Annotated in this window: 23 protein-coding genes and 1 tRNA gene; 14 read left to right on the top strand and 10 right to left on the bottom strand. The window is 65.7% G+C overall.

Annotated elements, in window-relative coordinates:
* Window positions 1-103: 103 nt before the first annotated feature.
* Complete coding sequence (locus tag WAW17_RS20835; protein ID WP_422334814.1) at window positions 104-1,279, bottom strand: aminotransferase class V-fold PLP-dependent enzyme; 1,176 nt, start codon at window positions 1,277-1,279, stop codon at window positions 104-106.
* A gap of 145 nt (window positions 1,280-1,424) precedes the next feature.
* On the opposite strand from WAW17_RS20835, the gene egtA reads away from it, so the two are divergent.
* From egtA to egtD, 4 genes are read left to right on the top strand one after another with little or no spacing between them, the layout of a single operon-like run.
* Window positions 1,425-2,660: an ergothioneine biosynthesis glutamate--cysteine ligase EgtA gene (gene egtA / locus WAW17_RS20840; protein WP_422334815.1), complete on the top strand. Its 1,236-nt coding sequence runs from the start codon at window positions 1,425-1,427 to the stop codon at window positions 2,658-2,660.
* On the top strand, window positions 2,660-3,964 hold the full coding sequence (gene egtB, locus WAW17_RS20845; RefSeq protein ID WP_422334816.1) for an ergothioneine biosynthesis protein EgtB: 1,305 nt from the start codon (window positions 2,660-2,662) through the stop codon (window positions 3,962-3,964). Before egtA ends, egtB begins: the two co-directional genes overlap by 1 nt.
* Before the next feature lies 1 nt (window position 3,965).
* On the top strand, window positions 3,966-4,709 hold the full coding sequence (egtC, locus tag WAW17_RS20850) for an ergothioneine biosynthesis protein EgtC (protein ID WP_422334817.1): 744 nt from the start codon (window positions 3,966-3,968) through the stop codon (window positions 4,707-4,709).
* A 4-nt stretch (window positions 4,710-4,713) separates the two neighbouring features.
* Complete coding sequence (gene egtD, locus WAW17_RS20855) at window positions 4,714-5,688, top strand: L-histidine N(alpha)-methyltransferase (protein ID WP_422334818.1); 975 nt, start codon at window positions 4,714-4,716, stop codon at window positions 5,686-5,688.
* A 40-nt stretch (window positions 5,689-5,728) separates the two neighbouring features.
* On the opposite strand, the gene WAW17_RS20860 is transcribed toward egtD, so the two are convergent.
* From WAW17_RS20860 to WAW17_RS20890, 7 genes are all read right to left on the bottom strand, one after another.
* Window positions 5,729-6,322 carry a TetR/AcrR family transcriptional regulator gene (locus tag WAW17_RS20860; protein WP_422334819.1) on the bottom strand — a complete coding sequence of 198 codons (594 nt, stop codon included), beginning with the start codon at window positions 6,320-6,322 and terminating at the stop codon, window positions 5,729-5,731.
* Window positions 6,322-7,542: a cytochrome P450 gene (locus WAW17_RS20865; RefSeq protein ID WP_422334820.1), complete on the bottom strand. Its 1,221-nt coding sequence runs from the start codon at window positions 7,540-7,542 to the stop codon at window positions 6,322-6,324. Before WAW17_RS20865 ends, WAW17_RS20860 begins: the two co-directional genes overlap by 1 nt.
* A 60-nt stretch (window positions 7,543-7,602) precedes the next feature.
* Window positions 7,603-8,277: a hypothetical protein gene (locus tag WAW17_RS20870; protein WP_422334821.1), complete on the bottom strand. Its 675-nt coding sequence runs from the start codon at window positions 8,275-8,277 to the stop codon at window positions 7,603-7,605.
* Between the two features lie 152 nt (window positions 8,278-8,429).
* Window positions 8,430-9,065, bottom strand: coding sequence for a DUF2461 domain-containing protein (locus tag WAW17_RS20875; protein WP_422334822.1), 636 nt, complete (start codon window positions 9,063-9,065; stop codon window positions 8,430-8,432).
* Window positions 9,066-9,074: 9 nt separating this feature from the next.
* Window positions 9,075-10,055, bottom strand: a complete 981-nt coding sequence (locus WAW17_RS20880) for a ribose-phosphate diphosphokinase (RefSeq protein ID WP_422334823.1) — start codon at window positions 10,053-10,055, stop codon at window positions 9,075-9,077.
* On the bottom strand, window positions 10,052-11,554 hold the full coding sequence (gene glmU / locus WAW17_RS20885) for a bifunctional UDP-N-acetylglucosamine diphosphorylase/glucosamine-1-phosphate N-acetyltransferase GlmU (protein ID WP_422334824.1): 1,503 nt from the start codon (window positions 11,552-11,554) through the stop codon (window positions 10,052-10,054). Before glmU ends, WAW17_RS20880 begins: the two co-directional genes overlap by 4 nt.
* Before the next feature lie 135 nt (window positions 11,555-11,689).
* Window positions 11,690-11,760: transfer RNA gene (locus WAW17_RS20890), tRNA-Gln, on the bottom strand.
* Between the two features lie 239 nt (window positions 11,761-11,999).
* On the opposite strand from WAW17_RS20890, the gene WAW17_RS20895 reads away from it, so the two are divergent.
* The 10 genes from WAW17_RS20895 to WAW17_RS20940 all read left to right on the top strand — a co-directional run bounded on the left by WAW17_RS20895 (window position 12,000) and on the right by WAW17_RS20940 (window position 24,245).
* On the top strand, window positions 12,000-12,611 hold the full coding sequence (locus WAW17_RS20895) for a TetR/AcrR family transcriptional regulator (protein WP_422334836.1): 612 nt from the start codon (window positions 12,000-12,002) through the stop codon (window positions 12,609-12,611).
* Between the two features lie 116 nt (window positions 12,612-12,727).
* Window positions 12,728-13,369, top strand: coding sequence for a ScbR family autoregulator-binding transcription factor (locus WAW17_RS20900; protein WP_422334825.1), 642 nt, complete (start codon window positions 12,728-12,730; stop codon window positions 13,367-13,369).
* Between the two features lie 247 nt (window positions 13,370-13,616).
* Window positions 13,617-14,081 (top strand): GyrI-like domain-containing protein, encoded by a 465-nt coding sequence (locus WAW17_RS20905; protein WP_422334837.1) that lies wholly within the window; start codon window positions 13,617-13,619, stop codon window positions 14,079-14,081.
* Window positions 14,078-14,503, top strand: coding sequence for a hypothetical protein (locus WAW17_RS20910; RefSeq protein ID WP_422334826.1), 426 nt, complete (start codon window positions 14,078-14,080; stop codon window positions 14,501-14,503). Before WAW17_RS20905 ends, WAW17_RS20910 begins: the two co-directional genes overlap by 4 nt.
* A gap of 205 nt (window positions 14,504-14,708) precedes the next feature.
* Entirely contained in the window at window positions 14,709-15,479 is a 771-nt protein-coding gene (locus WAW17_RS20915; RefSeq protein ID WP_422334827.1) for a hypothetical protein, read from the top strand.
* Window positions 15,476-17,611: an Rv1355c family protein gene (locus WAW17_RS20920; RefSeq protein ID WP_422334828.1), complete on the top strand. Its 2,136-nt coding sequence runs from the start codon at window positions 15,476-15,478 to the stop codon at window positions 17,609-17,611. The genes WAW17_RS20915 and WAW17_RS20920 overlap by 4 nt, the downstream gene beginning before the upstream one ends.
* 11 nt (window positions 17,612-17,622) lie before the next feature.
* Complete coding sequence (locus WAW17_RS20925) at window positions 17,623-19,455, top strand: putative bifunctional diguanylate cyclase/phosphodiesterase (protein ID WP_422334829.1); 1,833 nt, start codon at window positions 17,623-17,625, stop codon at window positions 19,453-19,455.
* A gap of 39 nt (window positions 19,456-19,494) precedes the next feature.
* Entirely contained in the window at window positions 19,495-19,641 is a 147-nt protein-coding gene (locus tag WAW17_RS20930) for a hypothetical protein (RefSeq protein WP_422334830.1), read from the top strand.
* 82 nt (window positions 19,642-19,723) lie between these two features.
* Window positions 19,724-23,374: a transcription-repair coupling factor gene (gene mfd / locus WAW17_RS20935; protein ID WP_422334831.1), complete on the top strand. Its 3,651-nt coding sequence runs from the start codon at window positions 19,724-19,726 to the stop codon at window positions 23,372-23,374.
* A 4-nt stretch (window positions 23,375-23,378) separates the two neighbouring features.
* Entirely contained in the window at window positions 23,379-24,245 is an 867-nt protein-coding gene (locus WAW17_RS20940; RefSeq protein ID WP_422334832.1) for a MazG family protein, read from the top strand.
* A 29-nt stretch (window positions 24,246-24,274) separates the two neighbouring features.
* On the opposite strand, the gene efeB is transcribed toward WAW17_RS20940, so the two are convergent.
* Window positions 24,275-25,543 (bottom strand): iron uptake transporter deferrochelatase/peroxidase subunit, encoded by a 1,269-nt coding sequence (efeB, locus tag WAW17_RS20945; RefSeq protein ID WP_422334833.1) that lies wholly within the window; start codon window positions 25,541-25,543, stop codon window positions 24,275-24,277.
* A 2-nt stretch (window positions 25,544-25,545) separates the two neighbouring features.
* The coding region (gene efeO / locus WAW17_RS20950; RefSeq protein WP_422334834.1) for an iron uptake system protein EfeO at window positions 25,546-26,543 on the bottom strand (998 nt) is incomplete at its 5' end.

Here is a 26,543-nt window from a genome sequence, read left to right on the forward strand (position 1 = left end):
CGAGTGTGACATGGGTAACCAGAAAAATGTAACCTGTTACAGTTCGCGGTTCGGAGAACATCCCACTCAGTGAGACGGTCGGCGGTGGTGGGGACGAGGCTGTCTATCCGGACAACACCCGGACACAATCGAGGAACCGATCGAGGTCGTCACGCGAGCAGAAGTAGTGCGGTGACGCGCGGACCACGGCCTCGAGTCCGCGCGCACTCATATCCAGCAGGGTGGATCCACGGAGGCTCGCAGTGACCGTGACGTCGCGGTCGGCGAGGGCCTTCCGGATCTGCACGGCCTCGGCTGCGGCAACCGTGAACGAGACGATGCCGCACCGCCGTGAACCCAGGTCGCGCACGGCAACGCCGGGGATATCGGCGAGCCCGGCGCGCAGGTATTCGGCGCGATCGAGGACGGCGGCTTCGACGGTGTCCATGCCGATGGCCAGGAGGTAGTCCACGGCCGCGCCCAGTCCGAGACGAGCGGCAACCCCGCACTCCCAGAATTCGAAGCGACTCGCGTCCGGTGCGATCCGATACGTCGTGGCTTCGGTCCAGTCCGCGCTGTGCAGGTCGAGCGCGACGGGCTCGAGCGATGCGGCCAGTTCGGGGCGAACGTAGAGGAAACCGGTGCCTCTCGGCCCGCGCAGCCACTTGCGCCCGGTCGCGGACAGCGCGTCGACGCGCAGTTCGGTGACGTCGATAGCGATCTGGCCGACGGATTGGCAGGCGTCGAGCAGTACGAGGGCGCCGTGCGCATGCGCCTGCTCCACCACCTCGCGCACCGGGTTGACCAGACCGCCGTTGGTGGGCACGTGCACCAGCGAGACGAGCCGGACACGGTCGTCGAGCATGCCGGCAAGGGCGGCAACGTCGATCTGGCCGTTCGCGTCGCTGGGGATCACCCCGACCTCCGCGCCGACGGTGCGGGCGCGCTGGAGGACGGCGATGGCGTTGCTGGCGTACTCGACCTCGGAGATGAGCACGCGATCGCCCCGGACCAGCGGGACTGCCTGGAAGAAGTCGTTCCACGCTGTGGTGGCGCTCTCGACGAGGGCGATGCTGTGCGCGGGCGCACCGATCAGCCTGCCGAGTGACACTTTCACGTCGGCGAGTTGTTCGACGCGTTCGGCGGCCGCAAGGTAACCGCCCACTTCGGCTTCGCGGCGCAGATGCGCGACCATGACGTCGACGACCGGGGCCGGCGGGAGCGAGGAACCGGCGCTGTCGAGGAAGACTTTGTCGAGGCAGCCGGGCGTGTCGCGACGCGCGCGCTCGAGGTCGAGCATGATCGTTACCTCCGCTTCCGGTGATTGGTGTCGAAGGTACCCGCACGCTCACAGCCGAAAAGTAGTGTGGAGGGGCGTGCATCGGCGGCCGCGCCGCTCTATCGTCGTTAACGATGCTCAGGCGGCGCCCGAAGGGGAGGCTCGAATGGCTACCGCGGTTCGATCGGCTCGTGCAGTACCGTCCGTCGAAGAAACGTGTCTCACGTCGAGGCCGGCGGCAGAGGCGTACATCGGCGGGGTCTGTTTCAAACTGGGTCCACCGCAACTGATCGGCGCGGAACTGGAATGGCTCACCGCGGTGCTGCCCGATGACGTCCGGCCCGATCTGCGTGTGCTGGCGCAAGCGCTCGGACCCCATGCCCCCACGTCCATCGACCCTTCCTCGCCGTCTGCGAGTCTGCCCGGCGGTAGCGCGGTCACCGTCGAACCAGGCGGCCAGATCGAACTGTCCAGCGCTCCCTGCCACTCCGCCCGCGAACTGTGTGACTATCTCACCGCCGACCAAGTGGTTCTCTCGGATCTTCTGTCGTCCCGCTCGATCTCCATGCTGTCGGACGCTGCCGATACTCGTCGTCCTCCGCAGCGCCTGCTTCAATCCCCGCGCTATTGCGCCATGGAATCGCGGTTTGTCGGTATCGGGCCCTTCGGGCAGCTCATGATGTGCAATACCGCGGCCACCCAGATCAGTGTCGACGCGGGAGCCGACGCGGACGCGGTGGCCCTGCGCTGGGACGTCCTCCACGCCATCGGCCCGGCTCTGGTCGCAGCCTTCGCCTGTTCACCTCGCCTGTACGGCGTGCCGGACGGCCAGTGGGCGTCGCAGCGGATGCGAACCTGGCTCGAGCTCGACACTCCGCGCACCACGGGCGTGCTGCACAGTGCCGACTACGCGCGCTGGGCGATGAGTGTGCCGCTGCTGTGTGTGCGGGGCGCAGGAACGGATTGGACGGCACCGCCGGACGCCACCTTCGGAGATTGGGTGGACGGGGCCCTCGACTCGGTGATCGGGCGTCCGGCCACCCTCACCGATCTCGACTATCACCTCACCACCCTGTTCCCCCCGGTTCGCGCGGCGGGTCATCTGGAGATCCGATACCTCGACGCGCAGCCCGGTGATCTGTGGCGGGTGCCGATCGCGGCTGTCGAGGCCTTGATGTCGGGGCCGGGTGCCATGGCGGAGGCGCTGGCCGCGGCGCGTTCGACGGCCGGATGCTGGCGCGAGGCTGCCGAATTCGGTCTCGCCGACCTCGAGATCCGTGCCGCTGCAACGGCTCTGCTGTCGCTGTCGGCGTCGTACTCGCCGGACCCGGAGTTCGTCCGGCTGCTCGATTCGGCCGCCGAACGGTGTTGCCGGGGCCGCGCTCCGGGGGAGGAACACTGATGGGTACGCGGGAACTGGTGGAGTCGGTGCTGACGAGGGCGCGGTGCCGCACCGAAGGATTGACCGACTGTGTCGACGAGACCGAACTCGTCGCACAGCATTCGCCGCTGATGAGTCCGCTCGTGTGGGACCTCGCGCATATCGGCAATCAGGAAGAGCTGTGGCTGGTGCGCGACGTCGGGGGACGCGAACCCGTTCGCCGCGACATCGACGAACTCTACGACGCGTTCCGACATTCGCGGGCGTCCCGGCCCTCGTTGCCGTTGCTGACACCGCACGAGGCCCGTGCATACGTACGTATCGTTCGCGACAAGTCCTGGGATGTACTCGACCGGAGCTCTTTTCGAGGCAGGCCGCTCGAGGAGAACGGTTTCGCATTCGGGATGATCGCCCAGCACGAGCAACAGCACGCCGAGACGATGCTCGCCACCCACCAACTCCGTGCGGGTCCGGCGGTGCTGACGGCGGAGGTGGCGCCCCGTGCCGGCGGCGCGGTGGCCCAGGACGAGGTGGTGATTCCCGCCGGGGAGTTCGTGATGGGCGCCGACGACGATCCGTGGGCGCTCGACAACGAGCGTCCCGCACATCAGGTGCACGTTCCCACCTTCGCGATCGACGCGGTACCCGTCACCAACGGGCGGTATCTGGCGTTCATCGAGGACGGCGGCTACCGGCGCCCCGAACTGTGGAGCGCGCGTGGGTGGGCGTACCGGCTCGAGGCGGGGCTGGAAGCGCCGCAGTTCTGGGAGAACGACGGGCGCGATTCGTGGTGGCGGCGGAGATTCGGCGTCACCGAGCCGCTGCATTACCAGGAACCGGTGGTGCACGTGTGTTTCTTCGAGGCGGAGGCATTCGCCCGGTGGGACGGCAAGCGGCTGCCGACGGAAGCCGAGTGGGAGAAGGCCGCCCGGTGGGATCCGCATACGGGTCGATCTCGCCGGTTCCCCTGGGGTGATACCGGACCCGACGAATCACGGGCAAACCTGGGGCAACGGTTCCTCGGTCCGGCGGTGGTCGGTGCCTATCCGGCGGGTGCGTCACCCCTCGGCGTGCATCAACTGATCGGCGACGTGTGGGAATGGACGTCGTCTCCGTTCGAGCCGTATCCGGGCTTCTCCGCGTTCCCGTACCGCGAATACTCGGAAGTGTTCTTCGGCGGCGACTACCGCGTGCTGCGCGGCGGGTCGTTCGGCACCGATCCGGTGGCGTGCCGGGGATCCTTCCGGAACTGGGATCATCCGATCCGCCGCCAGATCTTCGCGGGGTTCCGCTGCGCGCGAGACCTTCCGGGAGACGAATACTGAGATGTGCCGACACCTGGGGTATCTGGGCCCGGAACGCTCAGTGGGGGATCTTCTCTGCAGGGGAGAGAATTCGATGCTGCGGCAGTCGTGGGCACCTCGCGACATGCGGGGTGGGGGCACGATCAATGCCGACGGATTCGGTGTGGGGTGGTGGGGAGCGAATGGATTCTCCCGGTACCGCAGTGATCAGCCGATGTGGTCGGATCCCGTGATCGGGGACATGTTGCCGGGAATCAGATCCCATGCGGTAGTGGCCGCCAGCCGATCCGCGACGGTGGGAATGCCGGTGCAGCGCAGTGCGTGCGCGCCGTTTGCAGACGACACGTGGGCGTTCAGTCATAACGGTGTGGTGCGGGGGTGGCTCGAATCGCTGAGTGTGCTTGCCGAGAAACTGCCGGCGAGCGAACTGCTCCAACTCGAGGCTCCCACCGACTCGGCTGCATTGTGGCTGCTGCTGCAGCATGCTCTCGCTTCCGAGGACCCGGAGGTGGCCCTGACGTCGCTTGTTCTCGATGTCGCCGAGGCCGCACCGGGGTCCAGGTTGAACATGCTGCTCGGCAACGGCCACGAACTGTGGGCGACCACCTGGGAGCACTCGCTGTCGGTGATCGTGGACGAACGACACGCGATCGTGGCGTCAGAGCCCTACGACGACAACCCTGAATGGCAATCGATTCCGGACCGGCACATCGTGACCGCTCGTCCGGGACACCTGTTGGTGACGCCCCTCGAGATCGGAGCCTAGCCCCATGACCACCACGCCCACGCTCGAGGTGTACCTGCATCCGGATCAACTGAAGGAGGCGCTGCGCAGGGATGCATCCGAGGGGTTGACGGCCTCCCCGAAGTGGCTGTCGCCCAAATGGTTCTACGACGCGCGGGGGAGTGAGCTGTTCGAGCAGATCACCGCCTTGCCCGAGTACTTTCCCACCCGCACCGAACGTGAACTCCTCCGGCGCCGGTCCGGGGAGATCGCCGAGGTGGCGTCGCCGGAGATTCTGGTGGAACTCGGGTCGGGCTCGTCCGAGAAGACACGGCTGCTGCTCGGGGCGGGCACCAGGCACGGCACACTCCACACGTATGTACCGCAGGACGTCTCGGTATCGGCACTCGAGGGTGCGACCCGCCAGATCGCCGCGGAATTCCCAGCTCTCACGGTGCACGGCGTCGTCAGCGACTTCACCGAGTCGTTGCACCACCTCCCGGGCGGGGGTCGGCGAATGATCGCCTTTCTCGGGGGCACGCTCGGCAATCTGGTGCCCGCCGAGCGGGCCGAGTTCCTCGCCGGCATCGCCGACGTTCTCGAACCCGGGGAACAACTGCTGCTCGGGGTGGGTCTCGTGATCGATCCGGCCGTCCTGGTGCCGGCCTACGACGACGCGTCCGGGGTGACGGCGCAGTTCAATCTCAACGTGCTGCGGGTGCTCAACGACCAGCTCGGTGCGAACTTTCCTCTCGACGCATTTCGGCACGTCGCTCTATGGGATCCCGGGAACCAGTGGATCGAAATGCGGCTCGAAGCCACCCGGGCGCTGACGGTGCGGGTGGCGGAACTGGATCTGGACGTCGAATTCGCCGACGGCGAGCAGCTTCGCACCGAAATCTCGGCGAAGTTCACGCTCGACGGCATTCGAGGTGAACTGTCGGAAGCCGGGTTCGACGTCGAACGCACGTGGACCGACCCCGACCAGCGGTTCGCGTTGATCTGTGCGTCCAGTCGCTGAGTCCCCACGGATACGGGTTCACAGTGGGACGTTCGTTCGGTCAGCGGATCGAACGAGCCTCCCGTTCGTCCGCGGCGGGGATGACAACCGGCGCCACGAACTGCTCGAGCATGGCGCGTTCGTCGGCGGCGTCGACACCGGGAACGGTGAGCAGCGAGACGATGACCCGGACGAGCCACCGTGCGCGGCGGGCCGCGTCGTCACCGGTGAACCCGGACTGCCCGAGAAAGGCTGCACCCAGCGACTCGATGACGTCCGATGAGTGTGCGATCTGCGCGGCGAGCCCGGCGTCACCGAGTTGGAACCACGCGGCCAGAGTGAGATCCGCCCGCACGAGGCGGACCGCTGCGAGTGTCGCGTCGACGATCACCCGACGCGGGTCGCCGTCACCGGACACTTCGCGAGCCACCAACGCGCCGATACGACGGGCCTCACGATGTACGAACGCGAGCTGCAGCGCCTGCTTGCTGTCGAAGTACCGGTACAGCGTGGCACGGGAGCACCCGGCTGCCCGGGCCACCTCGGCCATCCCCACGCTCCCGATGCCGTTGTCGGCGAACAGTTGAGCGGCCACATCGAGGATGCGCTCCGCGGCGATGCGCGGGCGCTCGTTGCGCAGCCAATCGCTGCTCATCAGGCGCTCGCGTGGAACGGAATGGTGGTGGGCCGCCGCACGTAGTTTCCCGACGCGTATTCGACGGCGTCGATGTCCACGATGAAGTCGGGGCAGCGCCCGAGCAGCTCTTCCAACGCGATCCGGGCCTGCATCCGGGCGGCGGCGGCACCGAGGCAGTGATGAGCTCCGTGGCTGAACGTGAGGATCTGCGTGGGCCGGCGCCGCACATCCAATTCGTCGGAGTCCGGACCGAAGTGGCGGGGATCGCGATTCGCGGCTCCGTACAGCAAAAGGGCCTTCCGTCCTTTCGGGATGACCGTGCCGCCCAGCTCGACGTCACGCGTCGCGGTACGGGCGAGGCCCTGGACCGGGGACGTCAGCCGTAGCAGTTCCTCGACGGCATCCACGATGAGTGAGGGGTCGTCGATCAGCACTCGACGCTGGTCGCGCCGTTCGGTGAGCATCTGCACCGCGCCGCCCAGCATGCCCGTCGTGGTGTCGTTACCGCCCGTCACCATCGTGAAGGCGAACCCGAGGATCGAGAGCAGTCCGCTGATGTCGCCGTCGGCGCCCATACCTCCGCCGATCAGGTGTGAGATGACGTCGTCGTCGGGCTCCGAACGGCGTCTGTCGATCAGCGTGGTGAAGTAACCCATAAGATCTGTCACCGCCTCGGCGGCCTGCAGTGCGTTTCCCTGCGCATTGGCCGCGACGATGGCCTCCGTCCAGCCGTCGAACCGGGCTCGGTCCTCTTCGGGAACGCCCAGGTAGTGAGCCACCACCATGCTGGGCATCGGCTTGAACAGCTCTTTCACCACGTCACCCGTGCCGGCTTGCCGCAGTCGCTCGATCCGCTCGACGACGAAGGTCCGAACAGCCGGTTCCACGGCAGTGACCTGCCGCGGTGTGAAACCCTTCGACACCAGGCGCCGGAATGCGGTGTGATCGGGGGGATCCAGCATCACCAGCGGGGGATTGTCCTGGAGGCCGATCTTCTCCAGTTCGCCGTACGTGGTGGTGAGACCGGAGGCCGAGGAGAAGGTGTCGGCATCCCGTGCGGCAGCGTAGACGTGGGCGTGCCGGGACAGCACCCAGTAATCGCTCGCAGGATCGTTGTCGGGGACCACGTGGTGGACGGGATCGTGGTCCCGCAGCGCGGCATACATCTGCCACGGTGCGCGCCACGATTCGCCCGACCGCGGAAGGTACGCGACGTTGCTCGACACATCAGGGGACATGTGTCGATCATGAGACACATATGGAGAAGTGTCAATGGCGGCGGGGCGGCGTGTCGACGGTCAGCGGGTCGCGGAGATGCGTGCCTTCTCGAGGGCTGCGAGGGTACGCAGGACAGTCGCGCGCTGCTTCTCGAGATCGCCGATCCGTGCACGCGCCGCCAGGCCCGCCGGTTCACCGATCGAGGTGATCTGGGCGTCGATGGACGACAGCTGATCGAGAAGGCCCGTGACGCGGGTTTCGAGAGCGGCCACGTCCACAGCGCCCGTTCGCACCGGCATTGCCGGCGGGGTGGCGGAGGTCCGGGATCCGCCCGCACGCTTCGCCGCCGAGGCGGCCGAGATGCCGGAATGCGAGGTGCTGCGGGATTCCGACACCACCGTTGCTGCCCGGGGGCGCAACGCCTTGCGGACCGCGGCGGGATCGGGGAGTTCGGAGAGCTTCATGTCGTTGAGTTCGCGACGAGCGTCCCGGGCATTGACGCGGTGTTCGCGCTCTTCGTCGTCGTCGGACTGCAGAGTCCCACCGAGGGGACGCAGTCCGTACATGCCGAGGAACCGACGAGCTTCGTCGATCACGGTTTCTTTCTCACGGCAAGTGCCACAGCGGGGTTCGTTGCGGAACATCTCCACCGCACTGTCGTCTCCGCACCAAACGCACGACCCCGGCGACCAACGCCGGACGTTCCTTATTGCAGCGATATCGATAGGGCCCGAGAGAGTTTGCGCGTCAACCACGACGAGCCACCCTAGGGTACTGCGACCCCGGGGGCCACACCCGTGTAAGTACGACCTGCGGTTCTTCCGCCCATGGTGACGGAAATCATGTTTCGGGTGTGAACAGGCTGGGGAAAGCTGTGTGCCCCACGTGATTTCCCAACCGATCGGTCTTATTCTCCCGCCCCGACCACAGTGGTCAACCACTCGACGAGTGGTCGCAACTCCCGCCATGCCGTGCGCACTTCGTCCGCGGTGCGCGGTGTCGCGATCCATTCGGGAGAGAGGTAACTACGACTCGCCGTCAGCGATTTGTGCCGGAGAAGGTCGAGGCGCGGGTGGTCCTCGGCGATTCCGCGAGGACGTGTCTTCAACCGGTCGCCGCCGATCTCGTACCCCGCCGACTTCGCCGTGCGAACCAGACGTTCGAGTGCGCGGCCCTTCCGTTCGTCGTCGACGGCGTCGCGGAATCGGGTCACCTGGAGAGGAGTATGCGAATAGAAGCCACCCGCGACGAAGAGTCCGGAGGCGTCGATCTGGACGTAGTAGCCCACTCCGGGACGTGTCTCGACGAAGCCGCCCTGATGGGTCTTGTAAGGCGTCTTGTCTTTCGAGAACCGGACGTCGCGGTACGGGCGGAAGACCTTCCCGGATCCGAATTCCGACTCGAGTTCCGCAAGCAGTGCGGACATCGGAGCACGCACGGCGCCGTCGTAGACGCTCTTGTGGGTGGTCCAGAAACTCTTGCTGTTGTCCGCCTCGAGATCTTCGTAGAAATCGAGGGCCGCTGTGGGAATTCCGGTGAACACAGAAAAAGGCTACGCGCTGCCGTTGAACAGCGAGGTCACCGAGCCGTTCTCGAAAACTTCCTTGATGGTGCGGGCCAGCAGGGGGGCAATCGACAGGACCGTCAAGGTCGGGAACTTCTTCGACTCCTCGATCGGCAGCGTGTTGGTGACGATTACTTCCTTCGCACCACACGCGGCCAAACGCTCGGCTGCGGGATCGGACAGGACGCCGTGCGTGGCGGCGATGATGACATCACCGGCGCCGGCTTCCTTGAGGATCTTCACGGCGCCGGCAATGGTGCCACCGGTGTCGATCATGTCGTCGATCAGGATGCAGGTGTGTCCCTCGACGTCACCGACCACACGGTTGGACTTCACCTGGTTCGGCACCAGCGGATCGCGGGTCTTGTGGATGAAGGCCAACGGTGCGCCGCCGAGCGTATCCGCCCACTTCTCCGCGACCCGGACACGACCGGAGTCTGGGGAGACGACGGCGATGTTCTCGGTGCCGTAATTGCCCCGGATGTACTCCGCGAGCTGCCCCTGGGCATGCATGTGGTCGACCGGGCCGTCGAAGAAGCCCTGGATCTGATCGGTGTGGAGATCGACCGTGATGATCCGGTCGGCACCCGCGGTCTTGAGCAGATCGGCGATGAGACGCGCCGAGATGGGCTCGCGTCCGCGGTGCTTCTTGTCCTGGCGGGCGTACGGGTAGAACGGCAGGATTGCCGTGATGCGCTTGGCCGATCCGCGCTTGAGGGCGTCGATCATGATCAGCTGCTCCATGACCCACGTGTTGAGCGGGGCCGGGTGGCTCTGCAACACGAAGGCGTCCGATCCGCGCACCGACTCCTCGAAGCGGACGAAGATCTCGCCGTTGGCGAAGTCACGGGCGGTCTGCGGGGTGACCCGCACATCAAGTTCCTTCGCGACCTGCTCGGCCAGCTCCGGATGCGCACGACCAGCGAAGAGCATGAGGTTCTTCTGGTTGTCGATCCAATTCGAGGTCACTGCTCTTTGCCATCCTTTTGTTCTTGCTGATCGATTTCGTGCTGAGCTGAACTGGGGTGCCGTAGGGCCGCAGCCGCAGCTTCCGCGGCCGCGGAACCGGGCCGATTTCGTTGCACCCAGCCTTCAATATTGCGCTGCTTCCCGCCGGAGACGGCGAGCGCCCCCGGTGGTACGTCGTTTCGCAGCACGGTGCCGGCCCCGGTGTAGGCGCCGTCACCGACCTTTACCGGAGCGACGAACATGGTGTCCGAGCCGGTCCGGACGTGTGACCCCACCACGGTACGGTTCTTGTGGACGCCGTCGTAATTGACGAACACGCTCGACGCACCGATGTTGCTGTGCTCGCCGATGGTGGCGTCGCCCACATATGTGAGGTGAGGAACTTTGGTATGCGCCCCGATGTCGGCGTTCTTGGTCTCGACGAACGCACCGAGTTTGCCGCAGGCTCCGAGGGCCGTCCCGGGCCGCAGGTAGGAGAAGGGTCCGACAACGGCGCCGGCGCCGATGGTCGAATCCGAGCCGTGGGTGCGCACCACGCTGGCACCCACACCCACCGAAACATCGGTGAGAGTGCTGTCCGGTCCGATCACCGCGTCCTCACCGACGACGGTGTGGCCGAGTAGTTGCACTCCCGGGTGGATCGTGACATCACGGCCGAGTGTGACGCCCACATCTATCCAGGTGCTCGCCGGGTCGACGACGGTGACGCCGGCCCGCATCCACCCCTCGACGACGCGGCGGTTGAGTTCGGCAGCCAGCTTCGACAGCTGGACGCGGTCGTTCGCCCCGGACACCTTCGCGGCATCCGTCAGGTGGGCAGCGAAGACCGCCTCGCCGGCCTCTCGGGCGATCTTGACCACATCCGTCAGATACAACTCGCCCTGGGCGTTGTCCGCGCTGAGGCGTCCGAGAGCCGACCGCAGGAACTGGGCGTCGAACGCGTAGACACCGCCGTTGACCTCGGTGATCGTTGCCTGCTTCTCGGTGGCATCCGCCTCTTCCACGATCTCCGCGATCTCGCCGTCGAGTGGTTCACGCACGATACGGCCGTAGCCGGTGGGATCGGCGGCCGTGAAAGTCAACACGGTGACCGCAGCCCGGGTCGGCTCGCTCCGGTGCTCGTCCACCAGGGCGCACAGCGTGTGCCCGTCGAGGAGGGGGATGTCAGCAGCGGTGACCAGCACAGTTCCCTGGAAATCGTGGGGTAGAGCAGTCAACCCGCACTGCACGGCATGTCCCGTGCCGTGCTGCTCATGCTGAACGGCGACGGTGATCGTTCGCCCGAGTTCGGCCTCGAGGCTGGCGACAGCACTCCCTACGACCTCCCGGTCATGCCCGACAACGGCAACGAGGTGCGCCGGATCGACCTCCGCGGCCGCGTACAGGGAATGAGCGAGCATCGTGCGCCCGCCCAGGGTGTGCAACACCTTGGGGGTCTTCGACCGCATTCGAGTTCCTGCACCGGCGGCGAGGACGACCACGGCGGTCTGCACTGGCATGAAGCTCCCTCTGCGTCGTTCTACTGTTGCTGATCTCATCAGCGCGGGCCGCAAAACCGCTCCGCAGGCTCCGCTCACCTGCACCAACCGCTCCGCAGGCTCCGCTCACCTGCACAAACCGCTCCGCAGGCTCCGCTCCGCCGCCAGGACTCGAACCTGAACTATCTGAACCAAAATCAGAGGTGCTGCCATTACACCACGGCGGACTGCCACGCACGCGGGGTGTCACGCCCGTATGCGCGAGAGAATCCTCGCATGCCGACCCGCCCTGGGTCGAACCGCTCCGGAAAATTGTGTCGGGTATCCCGATAGAGTGGTTGTCACCTGCATGATCTCTACAACGCCCGCGACGCATGCCGGTCGCGAGTTGTCAGGAAAGGACGGTGTATCGGTGCCTCGATCCACCGACGTGGACGCGACTCCCGAGCGCCCGGTACGAACCCGGATGACGGGGACGCAGCGCCGCGAGCAACTGATCGAAATCGGGCGTGCCCTGTTCGCGGAGCGCGGCTACGAGGCCACGTCCATCGAGGAGATCGCCCTGCGCGCCCACGTCTCCAAGCCGGTCGTCTACGAGCATTTCGGGGGCAAGGAAGGCCTCTACGCGGTCGTCGTGGACCGCGAGATGTCCCGGTTGCTGGAGATGATCACGTCCTCGTTGAAGCAGAATCGGTCCCGCGTCCGGGTGGAGAGAGTGGCCCTCGCGTTGCTCACGTACGTGGAGGAACACACCGACGGCTTCCGGATCCTGGTGCGTGACTCGCCGGTGGCGGCTCCCGACGGCACCTACTCGAGTTTGCTCAACGAGGCCATCGGCCAGGTGGGGCACATCCTCGCCGGCGACTTCTCGCGTCGAGGCTTCGACCCGGACCTCGCCCTGCTTTACGCTCAGGCGTTGGTCGGTATGGTGTCCACAACTGCAACGTGGTGGCTCGACGAACGCACCCCGCCCAAGGAAGTCGTGGCCGCTCACCTCGTCAACCTGTGCTGGAACGGGTTGACCAACCTCGAGGCGGACCCCCAGTTGGGAACGGATCGGCCGGGCCCGTCAGCATAGCCAGCGTGTATAGTTTTCCGGACTCACGGTGCATCTTCGATGGTGCACTGCCTCACGAGTGTTAGGGTTCGGGGGAGTTTTCGCACCCCAAGAGGGGGTCGTTGGGGAGGCAGTCGATGGCGAGACAGGTTCGGGCAGAGGTGACTCGTGCCTCGGTCCTTTTGGCGGCCGCCGATGTCTTCCTTCGCCTGGGGTACGCAAATGCGGGGCTCAACGAGATCATCGAGCAATCCGGTGTCACCAAGGGTGCGTTGTACTTTCATTTCAGCTCGAAGGAAGACCTGGCCCGTGGTGTGATCGACGAGGGTCAGCAGCGTCTGGCCGCAGGTGTGACCTCGGTGAGCGATGGGCCGACCCCCGCTCTCGAGGCGCTCGTCGCTCTGTCGTACGTCGCGATCGAGGCAGCGAGTTCCGATCCGATCGTCGCGGCAATGCTGCGGCTGCATCACGAAATCGGGGACTATCAGGGAACCGACGGCAACGTCGCCGCCTCGTGGCAGAACGAATTCGAGCGCCTGGTCGCACGCGCTGTGGACGAGGGCGACATGGTCGCCGAGGAGGAGGCGTCGACGTCGGTGCTCGCCACCTTCCTGCTCGGGTCGTTGCTGGGTGCGCAGATCCTCGCGAGCGCGACCGAGGCGTTCGACGAACTGCCTCGGCGTATGGAACGGGTCTGGTACTTCATTCTTCCCGGACTGGTGGACCCTTCCAAGCTGGTCTATTTTCGGCAGTTCGCAACTCGTCGTTTGTTGCGCTGAGCATCCGCGCCGCCCAGCACATCGCAGGTGTTGTTGCGGGACAGGCATGGTGGGCCGGGCATCCTCGGTGTCGCGTGCATCACACGATGGGTGACGCGGTCGGGCCTTGTGTTGCAGGAAGTTCAGGGCCGCCATCGGAGCGTGAAGTTGCGACAGGGTATCGTGGTGATTCGTCGCCTGGATGCAGGAGCGCGACGGTACCTGTCCTAGAACGCCCAATGTGCCGACGATGCCGGAGGGTCGCCTGATGCCGTTCGTCATTGTCGAACGCGAAGAGACGCTGGTCGCTGGGCTGGCAGTGCGAAGTCCTAAACGAGCGCTGGGTGAAGCCCGCGACAGGGATCTCGAGAAGACGTGGTCAACCCTTCTCGCACAGAACGTGGATCGGCCTCTGGCGTCGGCCTACGTCGACCATGTTCCCGAGATCAGCTCGTACTACACGCAAATCGTGGGATACCAGTGCTCGAGTCTCGAACAGGCGGCCCCCGGGCACATCGTGTCACGCCTGCCGGCCGGCACCTATGCCAAATTCTCTTCTGTCGGAACCTTCCCCGACCTGTTCGACGCACTCTGGGGACAGATCCGTGAGGCGGAGGACTCGAAACGGATCGAGCGCTCCTTCACAGGAGATTTCGAGTATTACCCGCACGCTTTCGGAATCGATCTTTATGTAGCGATTGTTCCGCCGGCCACAAAGCAGGGGCCGCGATGAGTTTCGAAATCGTCAAGCGTGAGGCGTCCAGTTTCGGCGGTCTCGTGCTGCCGCGTATGGAGTTGGGTCCCACTCTGCACTCGTCGGACCTGATGAAGTTCACCCGTGAGCGCCTTCAACAGCGCGGGGTGGACGAGTTGTCCACTGTCTATGTGGCGGTTCCGGACATGGGATGGACTGCGGTGATCGGATATCGCTGTTCAGGATTGGACGACCTCCAGATCGGGGATGTGCTCGCACCGGTCCCGGCCGGATTCTTTGCTCGGTTCACTCCTGACGGGCGGAGTTCGGATCCCATCGAGGACGTGTGGATGCAGGTCGAGATCGCGGAGAAAGACGGCCGTATCGAGCGGGCCTACACAGTAGAAGTAGAAGTCTTCCGGCCGCCGAACCAAGTGGAACTGTTTATTTCGCTCGCCTGAAATTTCTGGGAAAGATTCCGATCGAAATACGGTGTGTTTCGCCGCTTTTTGCGCTTTTTGCGCCGCTGGTGACAAACGCGGGTAGAGCGCGGAAAATGTGCATTCACGAGCATCTGTAACCGGGTTGTCCATCGACGAGTGTGAGTCGACCTCGTGACCCGTCAGATCCGTGACTCTACACACCGACCCGGATTGGACAAAGCCGATGTTCTTACAGAATTCTCGAACTCAGCTCGTAGACGCGTTGCCTAGCGAGATCTCGCCACTGACCAGGACACTGAGTGTATGGGATTCACGCTCACAGTGCAGGTTTGTCGCGGCACGCCCTGCCTGGGAACCCGAACTGTGGGATGCCTACCTCGAGGGAGCGTTGGCCGGGTACCGGAGATACGGAGCTGAGAAGGCTCTCGAATACAACAGCATTCGGAACGGTGACACGACGGCGGTGTTCTTCGCCGCCATCGCCGAAGACGGATCTGTGGCGGCCGGCGTACGGGCCCAGGGCCCTTACGTCTCTGCCGGGGAGGCCCATGCGGTGACGGAATGGGGAGGCCACGCCGGTGCGCCCGCCGTTCGCCGGATGATCGAGGACAGATTGCCTTTCGGGGTCGTCGAGGCCAAGGGGGCCTGGGTGTCGGGAAACGCTGCGCACCGCAGTCAACTCGCCGCTGCAGTCGGTCGTTTCGCCTCCTTCTCGATGGATCTGCTGGATGTGCAGTTCATGATGGCCACGGCCGGCGCACATGTTCTGGAGACGTGGGAGTCGTCGGGCGGTGTCGTGGCCGAGCACATTGCCGCAGTGCCCTATCCCGATGATCGGTATCAAACCCGGTTGATGTGGTGGGATCGCAGTCGGCCCCGGGGACGAGCGGAGTCGCTGCAGTTGTCTCAGCTGCTGTTCACAGCGTCCGGGCGGACGCAGACGTCGGCAACACGACACGACGAGGTCGTCCTGCCGATGCGGAGCGTCTCGTGACGTATTCGACCGGTGACTACGCGGCACTCCTGCTCGACGAGGATCGGGTCGAGGACCTGGTGTTGCTCGATCGTCTACGCACCGACCCCGCCGTAACGTTCGTCGACCACTTGGAGCAACAGCAGGCGAATCTTCGATCCCTTGTTCCCGGACCCGATCCCGCGATCCTCGAGGAACCGGCCGTCTGGGCGTACTACTCGTGGCGGCGGACAGTGGTCCGCCTTCTCGGTCCCTCCTCGTTCAGTTTGTTACGGCTGGACCGGAACAGGAACAAGATCACGGCGCGCGAACAGGTGCGGTTGAGGCAGCTGACCGTGGGGATCGTGGGTCTGAGCGTGGGCCACGCGGTCGCGCTTGCGCTGGCGTTGGAAGGAGTGTGTGGTGCCCTTCGGCTTGCCGATTTCGACACGCTCGAACTGTCCAACCTCAATCGTGTTCCGGCAACGGTGTTCGATCTCGGGGTGAACAAGGCGGTCGTGGCCGCCCGGCGTATCGCGGAGATCGATCCCTATCTCGATGTGTCGTTGTGGGAGAACGGGCTCGAGACCGAGTCGGTGGAGGATTTCCTTTCCGGTATCGACGTGGTCGTCGACGAGTGCGATGCACTCGACGTCAAGGTGTCGTTACGGCGAGAGGCCCGTCGTATCGGGTTGCCGGTACTCATGGCTACCAGTGACCGGGGTCTGCTGGACGTCGAGAGATTCGACCTGGACCCCGAACGGCCGATCTTCCACGGCATGATCGGTGATATCGATGTCGATTCACTCGCGGGGCTGAGCTCCCGAGACAAGATTCCTCTGGTGCTCCAGATGCTCGATGCCGGCCAATTGTCGGCGACGATGGCGGCGTCGCTGGTCGAGGTGGACGAGAGCATTTCCACGTGGCCCCAGCTCGGTGGTGAGGTACTCCTCGGCGGCGCCGAAGTGGCCGCCGCGGTGCGGCGTGTCGGATTGGGCCAGCCGCTCGAGTCGGGTCGGTGCCGAGTGGACGTGGACGAACACCTCGACGCTCTCATCTCTCCGAAGCCGGTTGTGCCCCTTGGCGTTTCCGATGTCGAGGAGGTGGTGCCGGAGGTGCCGGCGAATCGGGAGGGCCGGGTGGACGCCGTGGTGAGGGCCGCTGCGCGCGCGCCTTCCGGCGGAAATATTCAGCCCTGGAAGATCGTCGCGGACGACAACGAGCTCAGCATCGTCCTGGATCCCGAGTACACGACGGCCATGGACGTCCGGCACCGCGGAAGTCACGTGGCGATCGGTGCCGCGCTGCACAATGTCCGGATCGCTGCAGCGGCCACCGGGCTACTCGGATCCGTGCGCCTGTACGACGCCGGTCCCGGCGACGTGGTGGCGTCCATGACCTTCGGCACCGGCGCCGACCCCGCCCTCGCGGGCCGGTACGAGCAGATGCTTCGACGGGCCACGAACCGGTCTCTCGGAGTGCCTGCGGAATTGAGTGACGCACAGGTGGTCCTCCTCGAGGAGGCGGCGGCACGGGAAGGTGCGCGCCTGTGCCTGGTGACCGCACCGGCCGAGATGGCCGCGCTGGGTGACATCCTGGCCGAGTCGGACCGGATTCGTTTCCTGACGCCGACACTGCACCAGGAAATGGTCGGGGAGTTGCGGTGGCCACCCCTCGATTCGGTGGAGACCGGAATCGATGTTCGGGCGCTGGAGTTGGATTCTGCCGACCTTTCGACCCTCACGTTGCTGCGCAGGCCCGAGGTCATGGTCCAACTCGCCGCCCAGGACAGCGGGCAGGCACTCGGCCGTTCCATGCGTGACCGGGTGATGTCGAGCACTTCTGTCGCGGTGGTCATGGTGACCGGAACCTCTTCGTTGGACTACGTTCGGGGTGGTGCCGCGACCGAGAGTGTGTGGATCGACGCACAGGCACATGGTCTGGCGGTCCATCCGATCTCACCGGTCTTCCTTTACGCTGTGGAGCAGTCGGAACTTGCGAACATGTCGCCCCGGTATGCGACATCACTGGGTTTGCTCCAGCAGGAATTCCTGGATGTCGTCGGGGCGAAAGCGGGCGAATCGCCGGCGTTGGTGATGCGTCTGAGCCGTGCGCCGGAACCGTCGGTGCGCAGCGCGCGCCTATCGGATCGGGTCCGCCGGGCGGGATGGTGAAAGGAAGCGCCGTGGAAAGTGCGAAGCTCGACATCCTGGTGACGACGGTGGCCTCCCGGCTGACGCCCGTTGATTCGGTGTCGTTCATCCCGGTTGTCACCAGGGTTCTCCAGGACCTCGTCGAGCATTTCGAGGTCGACACGTGCTTTCTCCGATTCAACGATCACGAGATTCATGCGACGGTCCTCATCGCGGAATGGCCTCCTCGACCGCACATTCCGGATCCTGACCCGATCGGAACCGTGTACTTCAAGGATGCGGATGCGATCTTCGCCATGAACGAGAACCTGAAGGAAGTGATCATCAGCCGTCCGGCTGTGACCGATCCGGAGTACGACGAGCGGGTTCGCGAGGCGTCGGGCGTCGAGGAGGTCTCCCTGGCGGCCGTACCGTTGCTGTCCGGGGACGTCACCACGGGCGCGCTGGGCTTCATCAAGTTCGGCGACCGTGACTGGACGCTTCCGGAAGTCGACGTCCTCAAGGCGATCGCTGCCTTGCTGGCGCAGGTACAGGCTCGGGTCCTCGTCGAGGAGCGACTGCGGTACCTGGCCGACCATGATTCGCTGACTGGCCTGAGCAACCGGCGAGTCCTCTACCGTCACCTCGACAGCCGGCTGGGGTCCGCCGAGCCCGGCCCGGTCGCCGTCCTCTTCCTCGATCTCGACCGATTGAAACCGCTCAACGATTACTTCGGTCACGGGGCGGGCGATGGATTCATCTCGACCACCGCGGATCGACTTCGCGCGTGCTGTAATGCAGACGATCTCGTGGCGAGGTTGGGTGGGGACGAGTTCGTGCTCGTCTTGGGCGGATCGGTGGATCTGGAGCAGGCGGAGAAACGTGCCGGCGAAATCCGAGATGTCGTGACCGAGCGTGTGCGTCTCGGCCGTGAAGTGGTCAGTCGCAGCGTGAGCATCGGCGTGGCGGTGGGATATCCGGGAAGAGTCACCGCGAGTTCTCTGCTCAGCCACGCCGATCAGGCCGTCATGGCGGCCAAGACCAAAGGCGGCAATGCCATCAGTGTGTTCACCGACGAAATGCACCATGAGAGCGAAAAGCGCAACATGATCGAGTTGAGCTTGCGCTCTGCCATCTCGGACAACGCGCTCTTCCTCGAGTATCAGCCGGAGGTCGACCTGCGGACGGGTCGAATCCTCGGCGTGGAGGCGCTTGTGCGCTGGAACCACCCGATCCTGGGCTTGCTTCAGCCGTCGTCGTTCATCGATGTCGCCGAGGCAACCAACCTGGCGGGGGAGCTCGGCCGATGGGTGATCCGGACCGCGTGCAGGCAGTGGTGGCGGTGGCGGTCGAATGTACCCGGAGTCGAACTGACCCTTCGAGTGAACGTCTCGCCGGGGCAACTGGCGGGTTTGGACTTCCTCGATGTGGTCGCTGATGCGGTCGAGGAATTCGAGCTCGAGAAGGGTTCACTGTGCCTGGAGATCACCGAGAATGCGGTTCTGAGCGATCTCGCGTGGACGCGTGATGCCCTCGAGGGCCTTCACGCGATCGACGTGGAGGTGGCGATCGACGACTTCGGGACGGGTTTCAGCTCGCTGAGTCATCTCAAGGCCCTACCGGTCGGTGCACTGAAGATCGACAAGGGATTCGTCATGAATCTGGACACCAATCCGAGTGATCGTGCGATCGTCAAGTCCATCGTCGGACTTGCGGAGTCGTTCGGTCTCGAGTTGGTCGCCGAGGGCGTCGAAAATGTCGAGGCCGCCCGGGAACTGCTGCGGATGGGATGTCATCGTGCCCAAGGGTTCCTGTTCAGCCGGCCGGTATCGGCGGCGGACATCGAGAGCCTGCTGGAGAAAGGCTCCATCGAGGTCGGCTTGTAGTGTCGAGGTGCCGTGGCCACCCAACACAAACTGGAAAGTATGTTTATCGCCACATTGGGATACCTCCTGTATTCATACGGGATCCTCGGTGACTGCGTGCGGGCGCTCGACTCGCCAACGGACGCTGAGGTCCACCCGGCCATGACCGGCAAGGACCGGGGACCGCACCTGCTCGGTATCGACTAGGCTGGCTCAGTCCGCAACTGGCCGTTGGTCCCGGCCCGAGCTGTTCGCCGGCAGTTCGTCATCACTGCTCAGGAGTGCGTCGTTGTCATCCCCGCTCATCCCCGCCGAGCCATCCGCTCCTGAAACTCCGCTCGCCGGGCTTGCGAAGGTCGCATTGGCGGACGGAGTCCTGGCACAGGTCACCGAGGCACTCGGACGGGACCACCTCGATATCGTCGCCCCTGTCCCGGCCCGTCCGTTCGTGGCTGCCGCGATCGCCGAACGCACCCAGCTGCTGCTGGTCACCGCCACCGGTCGAGAGGCTGACGATCTCACCGCCGAACTGCGCGAGATGATCGGCGACGCCGTCGCGCAGTTCCCGTCCTGGGAGACGCTGCCGCACGAGCGGCTGTCGCCGAGTGCGGATACCGTGGGCCGGCGGGTGGAGGTCCTACGCAGGCTCGCGCGACCCGACGACCGCTCGTACGGCGCCCCGCTCCGGGTGATCGTGACCACGGTGCGTTCCCTGGTGCAGCCCATGGCGCCCGGGCTCGGGGAGATCGAACCGGTCACCCTTCGGGTGGGGTCGGAACTGGATTTCGACGGGCTGCTCCAGAGGCTCGTCGAGATGGCCTACACCCGTGTGGACATGGTGGGTAAGCGCGGCGAGTTCGCGGTCCGGGGCGGCATCCTGGACCTGTTCTCGCCCACCGCCGATCACCCGGTCCGTGTCGAGTTCTGGGGCGACGAGGTCACCGAACTGCGGCCGTTCTCGGTGGCCGATCAGCGGTCGCTGCCCGAACTCGAGATCGACGCGGTGATCGCGCCGCCGTGCCGCGAGTTGTTGCTCACCGAGGACGTCCGGGACCGGGCGGCTCAGCTCGCCGCCGACAACCAGGCGGACGCCGCGCTCGTCGACATGCTCGACAAGATTTCTGCGGGCATTCCGGTCGAAGGCATGGAGGCGTTGCTGCCGGTGCTGCGTCCGGGCCAGCTCCAACTGCTCACGGATGTGCTACCGGAGAACACGCACATCCTGCTGTGTGATCCCGAGAAGATCAGGACCCGCGCCACCGATCTGGTGCGCACCGGCCAGGAGTTCCTCGAGGCGTCGTGGACAGCTGCCTCCGTCGGTGGTGCCGCCCCGCTCGACACGTCGGTCCTCAAAGGTGGCGGCGTCGACCTCGGGGCCTCCGCCTACCGCTCCCTGCGCCAGGTACGCGACACCGCCGAGGCGTCGGGACGGCCGTGGTGGAGCCTGAGCCCGCTGGCCTCCGGCAACGGTGAGGAGCTCGAACTCGCGGTCACGCCGGCCCCGCAGGTGCGCGGGTCCGACGATCTGCTGTCGGAATTGTTCGTCAGCCTGCGCGCGCATGTCACGACCGGCGGGCGGGCCGTCGTGGTGGTTGCCGGCGCGGGAACGGCGCACCGTGCGCTCGAGCGAATGCACGAGGCCGAGGTGCCCGCCGCCGAACTGTTGCCGGGCGCGGAACCCCCGCGTGGACAGGTGGGTGTGCTGCGAGGATCGCTCCACGACGGGCTCGTACTACCCGGTGACGACTCGACCCCGGGACTCGTCGTCGTCACGGAGTCGGATCTGACCGGTAACCGGGTGGCCGCGGTCGGCGACGGCAAGAGGCTTCCCGCCAAGCGCCGCAATCAGGTGGACCCACTCGCGTTGGCGGCCGGTGACATGGTGGTCCACGATCAGCACGGCATCGGACGCTTCGTCGAGATGGTGGAACGCACGATCGGCGGGGCACGGCGTGAGTACCTGGTCATCGAGTACGCCGCGAGCAAGAGGGGACATCCGGGGGACCGGCTGTTCGTGCCGATGGAGTCGCTCGACCAGTTGTCGCGTTACGTGGGCGGCGAGCTGCCGGCGCTGAGCAAGCTCGGCGGTTCCGACTGGGCCAACACCAAACGCAAGGCGCGCAAGGCGGTTCGGGAGATCGCCGGCGAGCTGGTGCAGTTGTACGCCGCGCGCCAGGCCGCGCCGGGTCATCCCTTCGGACCCGACACCCCGTGGCAGAAGGAGATGGAGGACGCGTTCGCGTTCACGGAGACCCACGATCAGCTGACCGTCATCAGCGAGGTCAAGGCTGACATGGAGAAGCCGGTCCCCATGGACCGGGTCGTCATCGGCGACGTCGGCTACGGCAAGACCGAGATCGCGGTGCGTGCCGCCTTCAAAGCCGTTCAGGACGGCAAGCAGGTGGCGGTCCTGGTCCCGACGACGCTTCTCGCGCAACAACATCTGCAGACCTTCACCGAGCGGATGGCGGCGTTCCCGGTCAAGGTCCGCGGTCTCTCCCGGTTCACCGACGCCGGGGACTCGAAGGAGATCATTGCGGGGATGGCCGACGGTGACATCGACGTGGTGGTCGGGACGCACCGGCTCCTGCAGACGGGAATCCGGTGGAAGGACCTCGGCCTCGTGATCGTCGACGAGGAGCAACGATTCGGCGTCGAGCACAAGGAGCACATCAAGGCGCTGCGGACGCACGTGGACGTGCTCACCATGTCGGCAACGCCGATTCCGCGAACTCTGGAGATGAGCATGGCGGGCATTCGTGAGATGTCCACGATCCTCACTCCTCCCGAGGAGCGGCATCCCATCCTCACGTACGTGGGCGCGTACGCCGACAAGCAGGTGGCTGCCGCCATTCGCCGTGAACTGCTGCGCGACGGGCAGGTGTTCTACGTCCACAACCGGGTCAGCTCGATCGACAAGGCTGCCAAGCGTATTCGCGAACTCGTTCCCGAGGCCCGCGTGGCGGTTGCGCACGGTCAGATGAACGAGGACCGACTCGAGAAGACGGTGCAGGGTTTCTGGCAGCGTGAATTCGACGTGCTGGTGTGTACCACCATCATCGAGACCGGCCTCGACATTTCCAATGCCAACACGTTGATCGTCGAGCGGGCCGACTCGCTGGGACTTTCGCAGTTGCATCAGCTGCGCGGCCGGGTGGGACGCAGCCGCGACCGCGGTTACGCCTATTTCCTCTATCCGCCGGAGAAGCCGCTCACCGAGACGGCCTACGACCGGCTGGCCACCATCTCGCAGAACTCCGATCTCGGGGCGGGTATGGCCGTGGCGATGAAGGACCTCGAGATCCGCGGCGCCGGAAACGTCCTGGGCGCCGAGCAGTCCGGGCACGTCGCCGGAGTCGGATTCGACCTGTACGTGCGTCTGGTCGGTGAGGCCGTCGAGGCGTTCCGGGCGGCTGCCGACGGTAGGCCGATCACGACGGACGACGCACCGAAGGAAGTGCGGATCGACCTGCCGGTGGACGCCCATATCCCGCCGGACTACGTCACCAGTGACCGGTTGCGACTCGAGGGCTACCGCAAACTCGCCGCCGCGAGCGACCGCGAGGGTATAGCCGCTGTGGTCGACGAACTCGTAGACCGCTACGGGCCGGTGCCGGAGGAGGTACGGCGACTCGTCTCCGTCGCCAAGCTGCGCCTGCTGTGCCGCGAGTACGGTCTCGAGGAGGTGTCCGTGGTGGGCACTCAGCTGAAGATCGCGCCCATGGCTCTTCCCGATTCGAAGCAGTTGCGGCTGAAGCGGATCTATCCCAGCGCCCAGTACCGGGCCACCACGGGCATGGTGCAGCTGCCGTTGCCGCGGGTGGGGACCGGAGGCGTCGGTGCCGACCGGGTGCGCGATGTGGAACTGCTGCAATACATCGCCGATTTCATTCTCGCGCTGGACGGCAAGGCCGCCGGGTCCGTGCAGATGGAGGCCTAGATCGATGACGGTGATCCTGCTCGACCCGCTGCGTCCGGCGACGATTCCGATGGAAGCGGTCGGCGTGATCGGCGGGGGGGTCTGTTTCACCGAGGAGGTTCCCGCCGGTGTCCGCGCGTTGCTCACCGAAGCTGCGGATGCCGGCGTGCTCGTGAGTACCGACCCGGAGCACGCCGACGTCCGGGCGCGTGTAGCAGCCGGAGACCGCGTGATCGCCGCGCCGAAAGTACCCGGCGACAACCTCGTCGAGGCGGCCGAGGTGATGGACAAGCTCTGGAGTTACGGCGGCTGGGAAGTGACCCAGACGCACCGGAGCCTCTCGCACTACCTCGTCGAGGAGACGTACGAGGTGCTCGACGCCATCGAATCCTCCGATGCCGCGGACCTGCGGGAGGAGTTGGGCGACCTACTGCTGCAGGTGCTGTTCCATTCGCGGATCGCATCGGCATCCGACCGGTTCGACGTCGATGACGTGGCCGCCACGCTGGTGGCGAAACTGGTGCATCGCAGCCCGCATCTCGGCCGGGATGTGGTCGGCCCCGTCGATATCGCGGAGCAGGAGCGTGCCTGGGAGGCGCGGAAGGCGGCGGAGAAGGGTCGCCGGTCGTGCCTCGACGGTATCGCGATGAGTCAGCCCGCGGCATCGCTGGCCGCCAAGGTGGTGGCACGGGCGAGCAAAGCAGGGCTGCCGCCCGAACTCGTGCCCGCCGAACTGGGGGACGGACTCATCGGGGTGGCCGAGGCGGAGGAGCGACTTCGTGCCGTGACACACGCATTCATCGCGCAGGTCCGGGGGGTGGAAGAGGCTGCCCGTGCGGAGGGAAAGACCGCTCTGCGCGCCGAGGATTGGTCGAGTTACTGGGCCGGGTGAGCCGGAAGGGGTGCGGATCGACGCAGGGTTCAGGCGAACAGGCCCTGACCCCAGTACTCGCCGTCGGCAGGTCCCGGCGGGCAGGCGAAGACCGCCGAACCGACATGCTGGATGTACTCGTTCAGCGCGTCGTGCCGGGACAGGTTGAGCTGCATGGGCACGAATTGCTCGACGGGATTGCGGCAGTAGGCGATGAAGAACAGTCCGGCGTCGAGGTGGCCGAACCCGTCCGAGCCGTCGGTGAAGTTGTACCCACGCCGCAGGATCTGGACGCCGCCGAGTTCCTGCGCGGATGCCAGGCGGACGTGTGAATCGACGGGGATCACGGGGTCGTGTCCCATCGTGGTCTCGAGGTCGAGTTCGTCGAATTCGTGCGTGCCGCCGAGCGGTGCGCCGCTGCCTTTCGCCCGGCCGATCACGGCTTCCTGCTCGTGCAGCACAGTTCTGTCCCACTGCTCGATGAGCATCCGGATGCGCCGGGCCACCAGGAAGGACCCACCGCCCATCCAGGGCTGGTCGTCACCGGGGTCGACCCAGACGTGCTCGTCCGTAACCGAAGGTTCCTCGGCCTTGATGTTGTTCGTTCCGTCCTTGAACCCGAACAGGTTTCGCGGGGTGGTCTGAGTGGTCGAGGTGGACGAGGTGCGGCCGAACCCGAGCTGGGACCAGCGGACCGACGCCGTCCCGAAGGCGACCCGAGCGAGGTTGCGGATGGCGTGCACCGCCACCTGCGGGTCGTTGGCGCACGCCTGGATCGCGATGTCGCCTCCGCTGCGCGCGGGGTCCAGATTGTCGGCCCGGAAATGTGGCAGGTCCACCAGCGCGGCGGGTTTCCTGGACGACAGGCCGAAGCGGTCGTCGAACAGCGAGGGGCCGAAGCCGATGGTCAGGGTCAGCTGGGAGGCGGCCAGTCCCAAAGCCTCTCCGGTGTCGGTCGGCGGAACGAAGTCCCCGGCGCCGATCGCACCATCGGGCGTTGCCTCCTGGCCGGCGGTCATGCGCTCGGCCATCTCCGTCCACGTCTTCAGCAGCGCCTCGAGTTCCTCACGGGAATCCGTGGTCACGTCGAACGCGACGAAATGCATACGGTCCTGGGCGGGCGTGACGATTCCGGCTTGGTGCCCACCGCGGAAGGCGACCACGTCGGCGTGCGACGAGGATGCGTCCGGGGCGGTGGCACGCCCCACGAGCGCGCCCGCTCCGGCGAGAGCGGCGCCCGCACCCACCGCTCCGAAGAGGCGGCGCCGCGACAGTCCGGTGTGCTGGCTCGATGCTGGGGTAACTTCGGGTTCGGTCACGACTATGCGCCTGCCACTACGCCCTGCACCTGGCTGACGTCAGCCGAGAGCGCATCGATTTTCCTGGAGAGTGCCTGTCGCTGTTCGGCGGTCACGGTGTCGTAGAAGACGAATCCGTCACCCCGGCGGTACCGAGCCAATTCGGTATCGAGGTCGGCAAAGCGCTGTGTGATGCTCTCGGCCAGCGCAGGATTGCGTTCGTCGATGATCGGTTGCAGCGCTGCCACGGCGGCCTGTGAGCCGTCCACATTGGCCTGGAAGTCCCACAGGTCGGTATGGGAGAAGATGTCTTCCTCGCCGGTGATCTTGGACGTCGAGATCTCGTCCAGCAGGCCCTGTGCGCCGCCGGCGATCTTGGTGGGATCGATCGTGTAGTCCTCGGCATCGACCTGTTCGGCGAGATACCGGATGTCGACCACCAGCTGATCGGCGATCGCATTCGTATCGGGCTGGAGGCCGGTGACCCAGAGGTCTTTCTCGAGGCGATGGAAGCCGGTCCACGTTTGTCCGGGCTCGAGGTCGGCTTCGCGCAGGTCGAGTTTGGGGTCGAGCTCGCCGAAGCTCTCTGCCTCCGGCTCGATCCGCTCGTAATATGTGCGGCTGACGGGGAACAGGGCCTTGGCCTGGTCGATGTTGCCGGACTTCACGGCGTCGGCGAACTGCCGCGTGGTGTCCTGGAGTGCCACCACCTGACTGCGGATGTAGCGGCGGTATCCGTCGGCGGCCGCGGCCAGTTGCCCGTTCTCGTCCTCGGGGCTCGTGGAGTCGCCGGTGACCGTGAAGTCCCGGCGGATTCCGGTCCCGACCATTCCCGGCTTGCACACCAGCTGGTAGGTGCCTGCTTCGGGGAGCGACACGATGAGCTGACGGGTGAGGCCCGGACCGATGTTCTCCACCTCGCCCATGGCCCGGTCGCCCTCGGCGAAGACGTAGAACTCGGTGACCTTGCTGCCGTTGTTGGTGACCTGGAACGTGGTGCTCCCGGTGGTGCCGGAGTCGG

It is taken from the genome of Rhodococcus sp. (in: high G+C Gram-positive bacteria) (genome assembly GCF_049286785.1).
Lineage (GTDB): Bacteria > Actinomycetota > Actinomycetes > Mycobacteriales > Mycobacteriaceae > Rhodococcus_F.